We start from the raw sequence: 13,169 nt of genomic DNA on the forward strand, positions 1-13,169 counted from the left end.
TTCATACCCTCCTCGATCAGCAGCGACTCAAACCGCAAGACATTCGGGCGATAGGCAGCCACGGCCAGACCATTCGCCATGAGCCTGCACGCGGTTTCACCGTGCAGATCGGCAACCCCGCTCTGCTGACCGAACTGACCGGTATCACCGTAGTCAGCGATTTCCGCAGTCGCGATGTGGCGGCCGGAGGCCAAGGCGCTCCGCTGGTACCTGCATTTCATGAAGCGTTATTTGAAGAGCGTACCGGTAACCAGGCCGTCTTGAATGTCGGCGGCTTCAGCAATCTGAGTCTGATTGAGCCGACCAAACCTGTAGCCGGTTTCGACTGCGGCCCCGGGAATGTGCTGATGGACGCCTGGATTCACCAGCAGCGCGGCGAAAACTATGATCGCAATGGCGACTGGGCTAAAACAGGTTCAGTCGAGCCGACACTGCTAAACGCACTCCTCAGCGATCCGTTCTTCGTCACCAAGGGGCCGAAAAGTACCGGCCGAGAAGTGTTCAACCTGCCCTGGCTGGAACAACATCTCTCGCACCTGCCAACCTTTGCTGCCGAGAACGTGCAAGCGACGCTGCTTGAGCTGACCGCGTTGACGATCATTGAATCTTTGCAAAACGCTCAAACCGATACTCAGGAACTGTTGGTCTGCGGCGGCGGCGCGCACAACGCCACGCTGATGAAGCGTCTGGCCGAGCTGCTGCCGACCACCAAAGTCGCCAGCACTGCCACTCACGGCGTTGACCCGGACTGGGTCGAAGCCATGGCCTTCGCCTGGCTGGCCCATTGCTGCCTAGAAGGCATCGCCGCCAACCGCCCAAGCGTCACCGGCGCACGCGGGCTGCGGATACTTGGCGCTATCTACCCTGCTTAAAGATTAAGCACAGCAAAACGCCGCAGAACCGTGAGGCTCTGCGGCGTTTTGTTATCTGGAGCGAGGAGCGATCAGATCGAGAACGAAGACCCGCAACCACACGTCGTGGTGGCGTTCGGGTTCTTGATCACGAAACGCGAACCTTCCAGACCTTCCTGGTAGTCCACTTCAGCACCGGCCAGATACTGGAAGCTCATCGGATCCACCACCAGACTCACGCCTTCGCGCTCGACGATGGTGTCGTCCTCGGCCACATCTTCATCGAAGGTGAAACCGTATTGAAACCCTGAACAACCGCCGCCCGTAACGAATACGCGCAGCTTCAAGCGATCATTCCCCTCTTCATCGACCAGGCTCTTCACCTTGTGCGCGGCACCGTGGGTGAATTGCAAAGCCGTGGGGGTGAAGGATTCGACGCTCATGCTGACTATCTCCCGGCGTTACGCCGCCATAATGCGTGATGACGCGCATTATCCGCTTGTCCGAGAAAATCGGTCAACTATTGTTACGGTATATCAATAAACCCGACGAGCTGTTCAGAATGCAAAAAGGCCCGCTGAACGGGCCTTTTCGCTGTGCTGCTTAAAGTGTTACGGCAGCATACCGGCGTGGGACAGACCGAAACGCTCGTCCAGCCCGAACAGGATGTTCATGTTCTGCACCGCTTGACCCGACGCACCTTTGACCAGGTTGTCGATCACCGACAGCACCACCACCAGATCGCCATCCTGCGGACGATGAACGGCGATACGGCACACGTTGGCACCGCGCACGCTACGGGTTTCCGGATGGCTGCCGGCCGGCATTACATCGACGAACGGTTCGTTGGCATAGCGCTTTTCAAACAGCGCCTGCAGATCCACTGAGCGATCAACCACGGTCGCGTAGAGCGTCGAGTGAATGCCACGGATCATCGGAGTCAGGTGCGGAACGAAGGTCAGACCGACATCCTTGCCCGCTGCGCGACGCAGGCCCTGGCGAATTTCCGGCAGGTGACGGTGACCTTTCACCGCATAGGCCTTCATGCTTTCTGACGTTTCGGAGTACAGCGAGCCGACAGCCGCACCGCGACCGGCACCGCTGACGCCGGATTTGCAGTCGGCGATCAAGCGCGAAGTATCCGCCAGACCAGCCTCGAGCAATGGCAGGAAACCCAGCTGCGTAGCGGTTGGGTAGCAACCCGGTACCGCGATCAGGCGAGCCTTCTTGATTTGCTCGCGATTGACTTCCGGCAGACCGTAAACCGCTTCATCCAGCAACTCCGGTGCGCCGTGCGGCTGACCGTACCACTTGGCCCACTCTTCAGCGTCTTGTAGACGGAAGTCTGCCGACAGGTCGATGACCTTGGTGCCCGCCGCGAGCAATTCACCGGCCAATGCGTGAGCCACACCGTGCGGTGTAGCGAAGAACACTACGTCGCAAGCGCCGAGGGTCTTGATGTCTGGGACGCTGAAGGCCAGGCCGTCGTAGTGTCCGCGCAGGTTCGGGTACATGTCAGCCACGGCCAGACCGGCCTCGGATCGGGAAGTGATCACTACCACTTCTGCCTGCGGATGCTGCGCCAACAGACGCAGCAGTTCGACACCGGTGTAACCCGTGCCGCCGACGATACCGACCTTGACCATAACCTGCCCTCAAAGAACCCACTGGAAAGCCGTCGATAATAGGGGCCGCGCGGCCCTGCGACAACCGTCAAGGTGACGTGCGGACGCTCAAGCCTCTACTATCCGGCTTACCGTGAACCTGGAATAACTAAAAATGCTCTATCTATGGATCAAAGCTTTTCACATTGTCAGCATCGTTTGCTGGTTTGCCGGGCTGTTCTACTTGCCGCGTCTGTTCGTGTATCACGCGCAAAGCGAAGACACGATCAGCAAAGAGCGCTTCAGTGTCATGGAGCGCAAGCTGTATCGCGGCATCATGGGTCCGGCGATGATTGCGACGCTGATCTTCGGCGGCTGGCTGATCTACCTCAACCCGAGCATCTTCAGCATGGGCGGCTGGATTCACGCCAAACTGACCCTGGTCGTCTTGCTGATCGGCTACCACCACATGTGCGGCGCGCAGGTAAAACGTTTTGCCCGTGGCGAAAACACCCGCAGCCATGTCTTTTATCGCTGGTTCAATGAAGTGCCGGTTCTGATATTGCTGGCTATCGTAATTCTGGTCGTGGTCAAGCCGTTCTAACTTCAACAAGTACAGATCCTTGGGGTGTTCATAATGTCGCTGCCCGCTTTGCTCGAACAACGTCTGCGTCTGCCTGTAGTGGCGGCGCCGATGTTTCTGATTTCCAACCCTGAGCTGGTGCTCGCCTGCTGCCGTAATGGCGTGGTCGGCAGTTTTCCTGCGCTGAACCAACGCGAAAGCAGCGGATTCAAAGCCTGGCTGGAACAGATCGAAGCGGGCCTGGCGACACTGGACAACCCGGCGCCGTACGCGGTGAACCTGATCGTGCACAACAGCAACCCGCGCTTGCAGGCAGACCTGAACATCTGCGTCGAACACAAAGTACCGATCGTCATCACCAGCCTCGGCGCGGTGAAGGAGTTGGTCGACGCGGTACACAGTTATGGCGGCCTGGTCTTCCATGACGTCACCACTCGCCGACATGCCGAGAAAGCGGCCGAGGCGGGTGTCGACGGTTTGATCGCCGTGGCGGCCGGCGCCGGGGGGCATGCCGGGACCTGGAGTCCGTTTGCGCTGATTGCCGAGATCCGTCAGTTCTTCGATAAAACCCTGCTGCTTGCAGGATGTCTTAACCACGGGCATGAGATTCTCGCCGCACAGCTGCTCGGCGCGGATCTGGCCTACTTCGGTACGCGATTTATCGGCACCACGGAAAGTCATGCGCCCGACGCCTACAAGGAGATGCTGCTGACAGCCAAGGCGTCCGACATCATCCATACTCCAGCGGTCTCGGGAGTGCCGGCGAGCTTTATGCGGCAGAGCCTGGAAGCGGCCGGGTTCGACATGGCCGCTCTGCAAGGCAAAGGCGAAGTGAATTTCGGTGACAAGCTCAAGCCAATCAATGATGAAGCCAAAGCCTGGAAGACTGTGTGGTCGGCCGGACAAGGCGTCGGACAGATCGATGACCTGCCGAGCGTAGATCAATTGATCGCACGGCTGGACGCTGAATACCGGAAAGCCCAGGAACACGCAGCACAATTGCCAAAACGCTGGCCGCGCGAATAAAACCGGGCCAGTCGACTCAAGACTGGCCTTACACTGACGACCTTTCAAACCATTCGCGACAAGGATGCCTCGGCCATGAGCGAACCCCGTTACAAGATCGTATTCGACGGTGCTTTGCAGCCCGGTGTCGATATCACTACCGCCAAGCTCAATCTGGCTGATCTTTTCAAAAGTGAAGTGGCCGCCATCGAACGCCTGTTCAATGGCCGCGCCGTAGCACTCAAACGCGACCTGTCCCACAACGATGCACAGGCTTATCTACAAGCTCTGAGCAAAACCGGGATTGATGCACGCATTGAAGCAGAGACGGCAATCGAACTGAATCTATCGGACGTCCAGGAACACTCCACTGTGGTGGCAGAACCGGACTCCCCGTATGCACCGCCTCGCGCCAATGTGGGGGAAAATCTTCCGGCGTTCGCCACGCTCAAGCCGTTCAGCGTCGAAGGGCGAATCGGCCGCCTGCGTTTTCTGGCATGGACGATGGTCCTGAGTCTGGTGACCCTGCCCATTGTCGGCGTGTTCGCCCTGCTGGCTCTGGGTCTGGTCAGCGGCGACTCCACCACCGGCCTGATCATCGGCGGAATTTTCGCGTTCTTCCTGTTTATCGCCTTCCTGATTGTCAGCATTCTGTTCAGCGTCCAGCGTCTGCACGACATTGGCTGGTCCGGCTGGCTCTGGCTGCTGAACCTGGTACCGTTCGTGGGCAGCTTCTTCCCGCTGGTGATCATGGTCGTACCGGGCAACACCGGCGCCAATCGCTACGGCCCTCCCCCGCCGCCAAACAGCACCGCCGTGAAAGTGCTGTGCTCCCTGTGGATCGTGTTCTTCGCACTGATTTTTGTCGGTGGAATGCTCGGCGGCATCTCAGCCATCCAGCAGGAATATGAAAGCAATCTGGAAAGCAGCTACGAAAGTGGCTCGGTGACCACTGACGAAGTCGAAGTAGAGGTCGAAACGCCTGCGGATTCCGCCGACGAGGCAGCCGAAGCGGCGCAGGCCCCTGTAGACTCTGCGAAAGAATGAACAGCGCTCCCCGCCGTGACACCCGCGTCGCCGGCGCGGAGCTGTTGCGATGGAGAATTGCATGACCCGTTACGCACTGATCACCGGCGCCTCCAGCGGCATCGGCCTGGCCATGGCCGAAGCTCTGGCCCGGCGTGGCCGCAGCCTGATTCTGGTGGCCCGACAGCGTGATCAGCTCGAAAGCATTGCGATCGAATTGACCCAGCGTTTTGGCGTCGAGGTACTGTTCCGCGCCTGCGATCTGGGCGAGCCATTGCGTCTGTCCGGCTTCCTGCTGGAACTGGAAGAAGGTGACCGACAGATCGACTTGCTGGTCAATTGCGCCGGCATCGGCACCTGCGGCCCGTTTCTCGCACAGGACTGGATGACCGAGCAGGATCTGATCGAAGTGAACATCCTCGCCCTCACCCGTCTCTGCCACGCCATCGGCAACAGCATGGCGCTGCAGGGCGGCGGGCAGATTCTCAACGTCGCCTCGGTGGCCGCCTTCAATCCCGGCCCATGGATGAGCACTTACTACGCCAGCAAGGCGTATGTGCTGCACTTCTCCGAAGCCTTGCGGGTTGAACTGAAACAAAGTGCGGTGAAGGTCTCGGTACTCTGCCCCGGCCCGACACGCACGGCATTTTTCCGCACGGCGCAGCTGAACAGCGACAAACTCAAAGACAGCAAGTTAATGATGAGCCCAGAGGAAGTTGCGCTGTACACCGTACGCGCCCTCGACAAGAACCGCGCAATCATCATTCCCGGACGACGCAACCGCTGGTTCGCGTTCTTGCCGCGACTGGGCTCGCGCTGGCTCAATCGCACCATCGTCGGTATGGTCAATAAAGCTTACTGCCCGCGCTGAAGAAACCGGATTCAACGCGGTACACTCGATTCAGCCCAAACAGCGGAGAAAACAGCAGTGGATACTCTGTTCACCAAGATCATCAACCGGGAAATCCCGGCCAAGATCATTTACGAAGACGATCAGGTTCTGGCCTTCCATGACATCGCCCCTCAGGCACCGGTGCATTTCCTGGTGATCCCGAAAAAACCGGTGCGCACCCTCAATGACCTGACCGAAGATGACAAGGCACTGGCCGGGCACATCCTGTTCACTGCGCAGCGTCTGGCACTGGAACTGGGTTGCGAAGAAGGTTTCCGCGTGGTGATGAACTGCAATGAAAAAGGTGGGCAGACCGTCTATCACATTCATATGCACGTACTCGGTCAGCGTCAGATGAACTGGCCACCGGGCTGATTCACGACAAAAACTGTGGGAGCGAGCTTGCTCGCGAAGGCGTCGGCAGATTCAAAACCTCCATTGCCTGACACTCCGCTTTCGCGAGCAAGCTCACTCCCACAAAAAAGCATGACCGCGCAGCAAATGACCCAACGCAAACCTTCCCCGGCCGATTCGGTTAAACTGGCCGCCGAGATTCTTCCCGGAGGTCAGCATGACTACCCAACGTCACTACTCGCCGATTGACCGTCTTCTGCTGCAAGCCGATGCTGCAATGCGTACTCTGCTGCCCTTCAGTGGCCAGCCGTACCGTCCGTCGCCGGCGATTTTGCAGCCGGACACGCAGATGAGCGACGAAGACACCCGCCACGTCGCCGGCCTGATGCGTATCAACCATACCGGTGAAGTCTGCGCCCAAGCGCTGTATCAGGGGCAGGCGTTGACCGCCAAGCTGCCTCAGGTGCGCGAGGCCATGGAGCACGCCGCCGAAGAAGAGATTGATCATCTGGTCTGGTGCGAACAGCGTATTCATCAGTTGGGCAGCCATACCAGCGTTTTGAATCCACTGTTTTACGGGATGTCGTTCGGGATCGGCGCAGTGGCCGGGTTGATCAGCGACAAGGTCAGCCTTGGATTCGTCGCGGCGACCGAGCATCAGGTGTGCAAGCACTTGAATGAACACCTGGAGCAATTGCCGGCCGAGGACGAAAAGTCCCGGGCGATTCTGGAGCAGATGCGCATAGATGAAGAACATCATGCGGAAAGTGCGCTGGAGGCTGGGGGTTTTCGGTTTCCGGCGCCGGTGAAGTTCGGGATGAGTATTCTGGCCAAGGTGATGACCAAGAGCACTTATCGGATCTGAGATCTGTGTAGGTGCCGAAGGCCTTATCGCGAGCAGRCTCGCCCCCACAGGGTGCTTTGTTCCAGCAATAAAAAAGGCGACTGTCCTGAAACAGTCGCCTTTTTTGTGCCCGGGAATCTTAGGTCGGCATGTTGCGTGCGTAGAAGATTTCGAGCATTTCGTGTTTCACACGGTCGGTCACCTGAACGCGCTGCTCGGAGGACAGATTGCTGGTGGCGTCGCCGAACAGGTAGTTGTCCAGTTCGAAGTTCTTCAGCAGCATTTTGGTGTGGAACAGGTTTTCCTGGTACACGTTCACGTCAGTCATCTGGTACGCGTCGCGGGTGTCTTCGGAGAGGTAGTTCTGGATCGAATTGATCTCGTGGTCGATGAAGTGCTTGTTGCCTTCAACGTCACGGGTGAAGCCGCGCACACGGTAATCCACAGTCACGATGTCCGAATCGAACTGGTGAATGAGGAAATTGAGCGCTTTGAGCGGTGAAATGACACCACAAGTCGACACATCGATGTCCACACGGAAAGTTGCAATACCGTCATCCGGATGGATTTCCGGGTAGGTGTGCACCGTAATGTGACTCTTGTCGAGGTGGGCCAGGATAATTTCGGGCAACGGACCCGGCGACTCTTCGATCTGGCTTTCAGTCGGGGTTACCGGCTCTTCAGAAATCAGAATCGTGACGCTGGCGCCCTGGGGTTCATAGTCCTGACTGGCAATGTTCAGGATGTTGGCACCAATGATCTCGACAACTTCTGTGAGAATCTGCGTCAGGCGTTTCGCGTTGTACTCTTGATTGATGTACTCGACGTAAGCCTGCTGGTCTTGCGGGGTTTCCGCGTAGCAGATGTCATAGATATTGAAGCTCAAGGTCTTTGTCAGGTTATTGAACCCGTGGAGCTTGAGTTTGCTTTTCACCGTTAAAAACTCTCTATGTATGCGGCCCGGCCGCGTGATCAAGCATGCCCGTCAAGTGCGAACGACGCACCTGCGTAGGACGGTTAACACCTCTTCGCTATGGCGATTTTGGTTATCTGTTCAAGCGGCTGATCCGTCGGCTGACCGATCACTGCCCTGAAAAAAGTGGCGCAATATGCAGACGTCAACGAGTGATCGTCAGAGTCTGCACTGCGTTTATGATAGTTGAATGTCGGTTCAACCGAGTTCGACGATTTCGTAGTCGTGGGTGATCGCCACGCCTGCCGCGCCAAGCATGATCGAAGCGGAGCAGTATTTCTCGGCGGACAGTTCAATGGCGCGCTTGACCTGAGCTTCTTTCAAGCCACGGCCCTTGACCACGAAATGCATGTGGATCTTGGTGAACACCTTCGGATCTTCGGTCGCGCGCTCGGCGTCGAGAAAGGCCTCGCAGCTTTCAACGGCCTGACGGGATTTCTTCAGGATGCTGACCACGTCGAAGTTGCTGCAACCGCCGACACCCAGCAGAAGCATTTCCATCGGACGAACACCCAGATTACGACCACCGKCGTCCGGCGGACCGTCCATCACCACGACATGACCGCTACCGGATTCGCCGAGGAACATGGCTTCGCCAGCCCATTGGATGCGTGCCTTCATCGCCCAGACTCCACTGTAAAAAAAAGGGTCGCCAGCTTAGCACAGGGCTTTGCCCGGACAGCGAGCAACGTTCCTAGGACACGATGCCTCAGCGCTGTAGGTAATTTCTCGAATTTGCGACGAAGTGTCTGTTAAGCTGGCGCCAATTCGCTGGCGCCCATGCCAGCCCGTGTAGCGACCGCCTTCAGCGCCTCATAAAAAATCAAACATCACCGTGCAGTCTTTTCGGGATACAACCATGGTTGCTATTACCCCCACATCCAAAATCAAGAATCTCGACAAGCTGTTGATGCATTGCCAGCGCCGTCGCCATGCGGCCAAGAGCAACATCATCTGTGCGGGCGATCGCTCGGACACGCTGTACTTCATCATCAAGGGTTCTGTGACGATCCTGATCGAGGATGACGACGGTCGGGAGATGATCATCGCTTACCTCAACGCCGGGGATTTCTTTGGCGAACTGGGCCTGTTCGAGCAAGCGGGACAGGAACAGCAACGCAGCGCCTGGGTGCGGGCCAAGGTCGAATGCGAAACAGCGGAAATCAGCTACGCCAAGTTCCGCGAATTGTCGCAGCAGGATCCGGACATTCTTTACGTACTCAGCGGACAAATCGCACAACGTCTGCGCAACACCACGCGCAAGGTCGGCGATCTGGCGTTCTTCGACGTGACCGGCCGAGTGGCGCGCTGCCTGCTGGAGTTGTGCAAGCAGCCGGACGCAATGACACACCCGGATGGCATGCAGATCAAGGTGACCCGTCAGGAAATCGGCCGGATTGTCGGTTGTTCGCGGGAGATGGTCGGTCGCGTGCTCAAGGATCTTGAGGAGCGTAACCTGGTCGATGTGAAAGGCAAGACCATGGTGGTCTTCGGTACGCGCTAAGCCCGATAGTCAGGCGTTGTAGATCTGCGCCAGCATCAAACGAAACAGTTCATCGAGACGCGCCAAAGCCCCGGGCGCGTTGAACTTTTCATGCAGGCCAATGTGGCTCTCCGCCCGCACCCGCTGCTCCAGGCCGCACGCTCCATTGAAGCGATTGACCGCCGCGACCATCGAGTCGCGCTCGTTATCCATCAGCATAGCACCGTGCACCAGGCCCACCGGACGTTGCCCGCCCTGACTCTGGCGCCAGCGCTGGGCCGTGCCGACCATTTTGCGACCGTCGAGGTTGACGTTGAAACGGCCGTCGCAGAATGCACCGTCGATTTCGCCAAGTGATGACGTGCCGCCCAACTCCTCCAGCAACTGACAGATCGGGTCGCAGAGACGGTGGTAGCCGGTTTCGATGCGGTTCAGGTCGCCTTCGCTGCGTGGTGGTGCATAGACCAGGGCGATGTTGATCGTCGCCGCTGATTGCGGGACGGGTTCGCCACCGGTTTCGCGTAGCAGGACGGGCCAGCCAGCGGCGGCTGAGACTTCGCAGGCGTGGTCGAACGTGGCGAGGCGATTGAGGCGGCGAGGCATGACCAACGCACGATCGCTGGGTTGCCAGAATAGAAGGCCGAATTCTGCATCACCGGCGCAGACCGAGGCCAGCAAGTCTTGTTCGGCTTGCAGGCCGGTTTCGATGGTCAGGGAGGTTGGCAGCGACATAACAGGCTCCGGCAACATGGAAATCTTTTGCGGTTTCGATGGCCCCTTCGCGAGCAAGCTCGCTCCCACATTGGAATGCATTTCCCCTGTGGGAGTGAGCCTGCTCGCGATGGTCTCGACTCAGTCTAGAGCGAATCAGTCGAGGGTCGAACCGCTGATGGAAGTCCCGCGCTCCGGGAAGAACAGACGCTGCAATTCAGTGCCAGGATTCTCGGCGCGCATGAACGCTTCACCCACCAGGAACGAATACACTTCGCTGATTTCCATCAACTCGACATCGGCACGATTGAGAATACCGCTCTCAGTGATGACCAGACGATCGCGCGGAATGCGCGGCAGCAGGTCGAGGGTGGTTTCCAGGCTGACGTCGAAGGTGTGCAGGTTACGGTTGTTGACCCCGACCAGCGGCGTGTCGAGGGTTTTCAATGCACGTTCCAGCTCATCGCCGTCGTGCACTTCGACCAACACATCGAGACCGACGCCTTTGGCGACAGCGGCCAGCTCGGCCATTTTCACGTCATCCAGTGCGGAGACGATCAGCAGCACACAGTCAGCACCCAGCGCGCGGGCTTCGACGATCTGGTAAGGATCGATCATGAAGTCCTTGCGAATCACCGGCAGTTTGCACGCGGCTCGGGCCTGTTGCAGATAAGCATCGGCGCCCTGGAAGTAATCGATGTCGGTCAGCACGGACAGACAGGTCGCCCCGCCCTTCTCGTAGCTTTTGGCGATGTCGGCCGGAATGAAGTTCTCGCGGATCACACCTTTGCTCGGCGAGGCCTTTTTGATTTCGGCAATGACTGCGGGCTGCTTCTTCTTGGCTTGCGCCAGCAACGCTTGGGCAAAACCACGGGGTGCATCGGCCGCCTTGGCCAGACTTTCCAGCTCACTCAGGCTCACACGGGCGCTACGCTCGGCGACTTCCTGAACCTTGCGGGCCAGAATGTTTTCCAGAACCGTCGGTACACTCATCCCTCATTCTCCACTTTGAATACCGCGGTAAAGGCACCCAGCTCCTCGAGTTTTTCTCGAGCGAGGCCGGTGTGCAGGGCGTCGTGCGCAAGCTCCACACCCTGTTTCAAACTACTCGCCACGTCAGCGGCATACAGCGCCGCACCGGCATTGAGCACAATCATTTCGGCGGCTTTCTGGCCGTTTTCGGTCTTGCGCTTGCCGAGAGCATCACGGATCAGCGCCAGCGACGCCTCCGGGCCTTCGACCGACAGACCGTGCAGGCTCTGGCTCTTCATGCCGAGATCTTCCGGCTCGACCCAATACTCGGTGATTTCGTTGTTCTTCAACTCGGCAACAAAAGTCGGCGCGGCAAGACTGAACTCGTCCAGGCCGTCCTTCGAATGCACCACCAGTACATGCTTGCTGCCCAGGCGCTGCAAGACTTCGGCCAATGGCCGGCACAATGCCTGAGTGAACACGCCCACCACCTGATGTTTCACACCGGCCGGATTCGTAAGCGGGCCGAGCATGTTGAACAGCGTACGCAGGCCGAGATCGCGGCGCGGGCCGGCGGCGTACTTCATGGCTTTGTGGTGGGTCTGGGCAAACATGAAACCGATGCCGACGTTGTCGATGCAACGCGCGACTTGCACCGGCGTCAGGTTCAGATAGATGCCGGCGGCTTCCAGCAAGTCGGCGCTGCCGCTCTTGCCCGATACCGCGCGGTTGCCGTGCTTGGCCACGGTGCAACCGGCTGCCGCTACGACAAACGAAGAGGCGGTGGATACGTTGAAGATGTTCGCGCCGTCACCGCCGGTGCCGACCACATCGACCACGCCGTCGAGGGTCTTCAGTTCTACCTGATCGGCCAGCTCACGCATCACCGACACGGCGCCGACGATTTCGTCGATGCTCTCGCTCTTCATGCGCATGGCCATCATGAACGCGCCGATCTGCGCGTCGGTGCATTGGCCAGTCATGATTTCGCGCATCACGTCGCGCATTTCATCGGTGCTGAGGTCGAGGTGATCGACGATACGGCTCAGGGCTGTCTTGATATTCATGGGAAGTCCTTAGCGCGTGCCGCCGGTTTGTTTGAGGAAGTTGGCAAACAGCTCATGGCCCTGCTCGGTCAGGATCGACTCGGGGTGAAACTGTACGCCCTCAATGTTCAGGGTCTTGTGACGCAGGCCCATGATTTCGTCGACGCTGCCGTCATCGTGTTGCGTCCATGCGGTCAGCTCCAGGCAATCGGGCAACGTCGCATGCTTGACGATCAGCGAGTGGTAACGGGTGACGGTCAGCGGATGGTTCAGGCCAGCGAAAACGCCCTTGTCCTCGTGGAATACCGGACTAGTCTTACCGTGCATCACCTGCCGCGCACGCACTACGTCGCCGCCAAAGGCCTGACCGATGGACTGGTGGCCGAGGCAGACGCCGAGGATCGGCAGCTTGCCGGCAAAGTGCTTGATCGCTTCGATGGAGATGCCGGCTTCGGTTGGCGTGCACGGGCCGGGGGAAACCACGATGCGCTCAGGCTTGAGTGCTTCGATTTCGGCGATGGTCAGCTCGTCGTTGCGCACCACTTTGACTTCGGCACCCAGCTCGCCGAGGTATTGCACAACGTTATAAGTAAAGGAGTCGTAGTTGTCGATCATCAGCAACATGGCGTGTCGAACCTCTTGAATTCTGATTTGAAAACAGCCTTCAGATCACTTGCCCGCAGGGCGCTGCACGATGTCGGACGCAGAAAGATGCGTCGGCACAGCGGCATTTCAAACAGGCAAGGAAGGCAAAGCGATACAGATCCGGCGGGGCCGGCAGAAAAGATTCAGGCGCGCCAACGCCAGCGGGCGTGTGCCTTGATG

Annotated in this window: 16 protein-coding genes; 8 read left to right on the forward strand and 8 right to left on the reverse strand. The window is 58.5% G+C overall.

What is annotated here, in order from left to right:
- Positions 1 to 872 (forward strand): anhydro-N-acetylmuramic acid kinase (locus tag AC1DVF_RS00005; protein WP_477781834.1); only part of this gene is annotated, 872 nt, incomplete at its 5' end.
- Between the two features lie 71 nt (positions 873 to 943).
- Here the strand turns inward: AC1DVF_RS00005 and erpA are convergent.
- Together erpA and argC are read right to left on the reverse strand one after the other, a co-directional pair.
- A complete protein-coding gene (gene erpA / locus AC1DVF_RS00010; protein ID WP_008077999.1) occupies positions 944 to 1,294 on the reverse strand; it encodes an iron-sulfur cluster insertion protein ErpA in 351 nt (116 codons plus the stop codon).
- A 168-nt stretch (positions 1,295 to 1,462) separates the two neighbouring features.
- Positions 1,463 to 2,497, reverse strand: a complete 1,035-nt coding sequence (argC, locus tag AC1DVF_RS00015) for an N-acetyl-gamma-glutamyl-phosphate reductase (protein WP_034155112.1) — start codon at positions 2,495 to 2,497, stop codon at positions 1,463 to 1,465.
- Positions 2,498 to 2,630: 133 nt separating this feature from the next.
- Here argC and hemJ point away from each other — a divergent pair, with 133 nt between their 5' ends.
- The 6 genes from hemJ to coq7 all read left to right on the forward strand — a co-directional run bounded on the left by hemJ (position 2,631) and on the right by coq7 (position 7,180).
- Complete coding sequence (gene hemJ / locus AC1DVF_RS00020; protein ID WP_034155111.1) at positions 2,631 to 3,059, forward strand: protoporphyrinogen oxidase HemJ; 429 nt, start codon at positions 2,631 to 2,633, stop codon at positions 3,057 to 3,059.
- A 33-nt stretch (positions 3,060 to 3,092) separates the two neighbouring features.
- Complete coding sequence (locus AC1DVF_RS00025) at positions 3,093 to 4,064, forward strand: NAD(P)H-dependent flavin oxidoreductase (protein ID WP_099757314.1); 972 nt, start codon at positions 3,093 to 3,095, stop codon at positions 4,062 to 4,064.
- Between the two features lie 75 nt (positions 4,065 to 4,139).
- Entirely contained in the window at positions 4,140 to 5,090 is a 951-nt protein-coding gene (locus tag AC1DVF_RS00030) for a DUF805 domain-containing protein (protein ID WP_093441849.1), read from the forward strand.
- A gap of 61 nt (positions 5,091 to 5,151) precedes the next feature.
- Positions 5,152 to 5,940, forward strand: a complete 789-nt coding sequence (locus AC1DVF_RS00035) for an SDR family NAD(P)-dependent oxidoreductase (RefSeq protein ID WP_093441854.1) — start codon at positions 5,152 to 5,154, stop codon at positions 5,938 to 5,940.
- A gap of 57 nt (positions 5,941 to 5,997) precedes the next feature.
- A complete protein-coding gene (locus tag AC1DVF_RS00040; RefSeq protein WP_003228789.1) occupies positions 5,998 to 6,336 on the forward strand; it encodes a histidine triad nucleotide-binding protein in 339 nt (112 codons plus the stop codon).
- A gap of 196 nt (positions 6,337 to 6,532) precedes the next feature.
- Positions 6,533 to 7,180, forward strand: a complete 648-nt coding sequence (coq7, locus tag AC1DVF_RS00045; protein WP_008077993.1) for a 2-polyprenyl-3-methyl-6-methoxy-1,4-benzoquinone monooxygenase — start codon at positions 6,533 to 6,535, stop codon at positions 7,178 to 7,180.
- A 118-nt stretch (positions 7,181 to 7,298) separates the two neighbouring features.
- On the opposite strand, the gene speD is transcribed toward coq7, so the two are convergent.
- Both speD and AC1DVF_RS00055 read right to left on the reverse strand, forming a co-directional pair.
- Positions 7,299 to 8,093: an adenosylmethionine decarboxylase gene (speD, locus tag AC1DVF_RS00050; RefSeq protein WP_194935305.1), complete on the reverse strand. Its 795-nt coding sequence runs from the start codon at positions 8,091 to 8,093 to the stop codon at positions 7,299 to 7,301.
- A 237-nt stretch (positions 8,094 to 8,330) separates the two neighbouring features.
- Positions 8,331 to 8,753, reverse strand: a complete 423-nt coding sequence (locus AC1DVF_RS00055) for an OsmC family protein (protein ID WP_477781835.1) — start codon at positions 8,751 to 8,753, stop codon at positions 8,331 to 8,333.
- A gap of 238 nt (positions 8,754 to 8,991) precedes the next feature.
- Here AC1DVF_RS00055 and crp point away from each other — a divergent pair, with 238 nt between their 5' ends.
- Positions 8,992 to 9,636, forward strand: coding sequence for a cAMP-activated global transcriptional regulator CRP (crp, locus tag AC1DVF_RS00060; protein WP_093441863.1), 645 nt, complete (start codon positions 8,992 to 8,994; stop codon positions 9,634 to 9,636).
- 9 nt (positions 9,637 to 9,645) lie between these two features.
- Here crp and AC1DVF_RS00065 read toward each other — a convergent pair whose 3' ends face one another.
- From AC1DVF_RS00065 to AC1DVF_RS00080, 4 genes are all read right to left on the reverse strand, one after another.
- Positions 9,646 to 10,347: a lipoate--protein ligase family protein gene (locus AC1DVF_RS00065; protein WP_460097089.1), complete on the reverse strand. Its 702-nt coding sequence runs from the start codon at positions 10,345 to 10,347 to the stop codon at positions 9,646 to 9,648.
- A gap of 135 nt (positions 10,348 to 10,482) precedes the next feature.
- Positions 10,483 to 11,319: an indole-3-glycerol phosphate synthase TrpC gene (gene trpC / locus AC1DVF_RS00070; protein ID WP_093441870.1), complete on the reverse strand. Its 837-nt coding sequence runs from the start codon at positions 11,317 to 11,319 to the stop codon at positions 10,483 to 10,485.
- Positions 11,316 to 12,365, reverse strand: a complete 1,050-nt coding sequence (gene trpD, locus AC1DVF_RS00075) for an anthranilate phosphoribosyltransferase (protein WP_095050325.1) — start codon at positions 12,363 to 12,365, stop codon at positions 11,316 to 11,318. Before trpD ends, trpC begins: the two co-directional genes overlap by 4 nt.
- Positions 12,366 to 12,374: 9 nt before the next feature.
- Positions 12,375 to 12,968 (reverse strand): aminodeoxychorismate/anthranilate synthase component II, encoded by a 594-nt coding sequence (locus AC1DVF_RS00080; protein WP_186619856.1) that lies wholly within the window; start codon positions 12,966 to 12,968, stop codon positions 12,375 to 12,377.
- Between the last annotated feature and the right edge of the window lie 201 nt (positions 12,969 to 13,169).

It is taken from the genome of Pseudomonas sp. P4_D7 (assembly GCF_056401755.1).

What these genes read in the sequence shown, in the direction of transcription:
- AC1DVF_RS00080 (WP_186619856.1), bottom strand. Translation starts at nt 12,968, where the DNA reads ATGTTGCTGATGATCGACAACTACGACTCCTTTACTTATAACGTTGTG.
- hemJ (WP_034155111.1), top strand. Translation starts at nt 2,631, where the DNA reads ATGCTCTATCTATGGATCAAAGCTTTTCACATTGTCAGCATCGTTTGC.
- AC1DVF_RS00025 (WP_099757314.1), top strand. Translation starts at nt 3,093, where the DNA reads ATGTCGCTGCCCGCTTTGCTCGAACAACGTCTGCGTCTGCCTGTAGTG.
- argC (WP_034155112.1), bottom strand. Translation starts at nt 2,497, where the DNA reads ATGGTCAAGGTCGGTATCGTCGGCGGCACGGGTTACACCGGTGTCGAA.
- trpC (WP_093441870.1), bottom strand. Translation starts at nt 11,319, where the DNA reads ATGAGTGTACCGACGGTTCTGGAAAACATTCTGGCCCGCAAGGTTCAG.
- erpA (WP_008077999.1), bottom strand. Translation starts at nt 1,294, where the DNA reads ATGAGCGTCGAATCCTTCACCCCCACGGCTTTGCAATTCACCCACGGT.
- AC1DVF_RS00065 (WP_460097089.1), bottom strand. Translation starts at nt 10,347, where the DNA reads ATGTCGCTGCCAACCTCCCTGACCATCGAAACCGGCCTGCAAGCCGAA.
- AC1DVF_RS00035 (WP_093441854.1), top strand. Translation starts at nt 5,152, where the DNA reads ATGACCCGTTACGCACTGATCACCGGCGCCTCCAGCGGCATCGGCCTG.
- AC1DVF_RS00030 (WP_093441849.1), top strand. Translation starts at nt 4,140, where the DNA reads ATGAGCGAACCCCGTTACAAGATCGTATTCGACGGTGCTTTGCAGCCC.
- crp (WP_093441863.1), top strand. Translation starts at nt 8,992, where the DNA reads ATGGTTGCTATTACCCCCACATCCAAAATCAAGAATCTCGACAAGCTG.
- coq7 (WP_008077993.1), top strand. Translation starts at nt 6,533, where the DNA reads ATGACTACCCAACGTCACTACTCGCCGATTGACCGTCTTCTGCTGCAA.
- trpD (WP_095050325.1), bottom strand. Translation starts at nt 12,365, where the DNA reads ATGAATATCAAGACAGCCCTGAGCCGTATCGTCGATCACCTCGACCTC.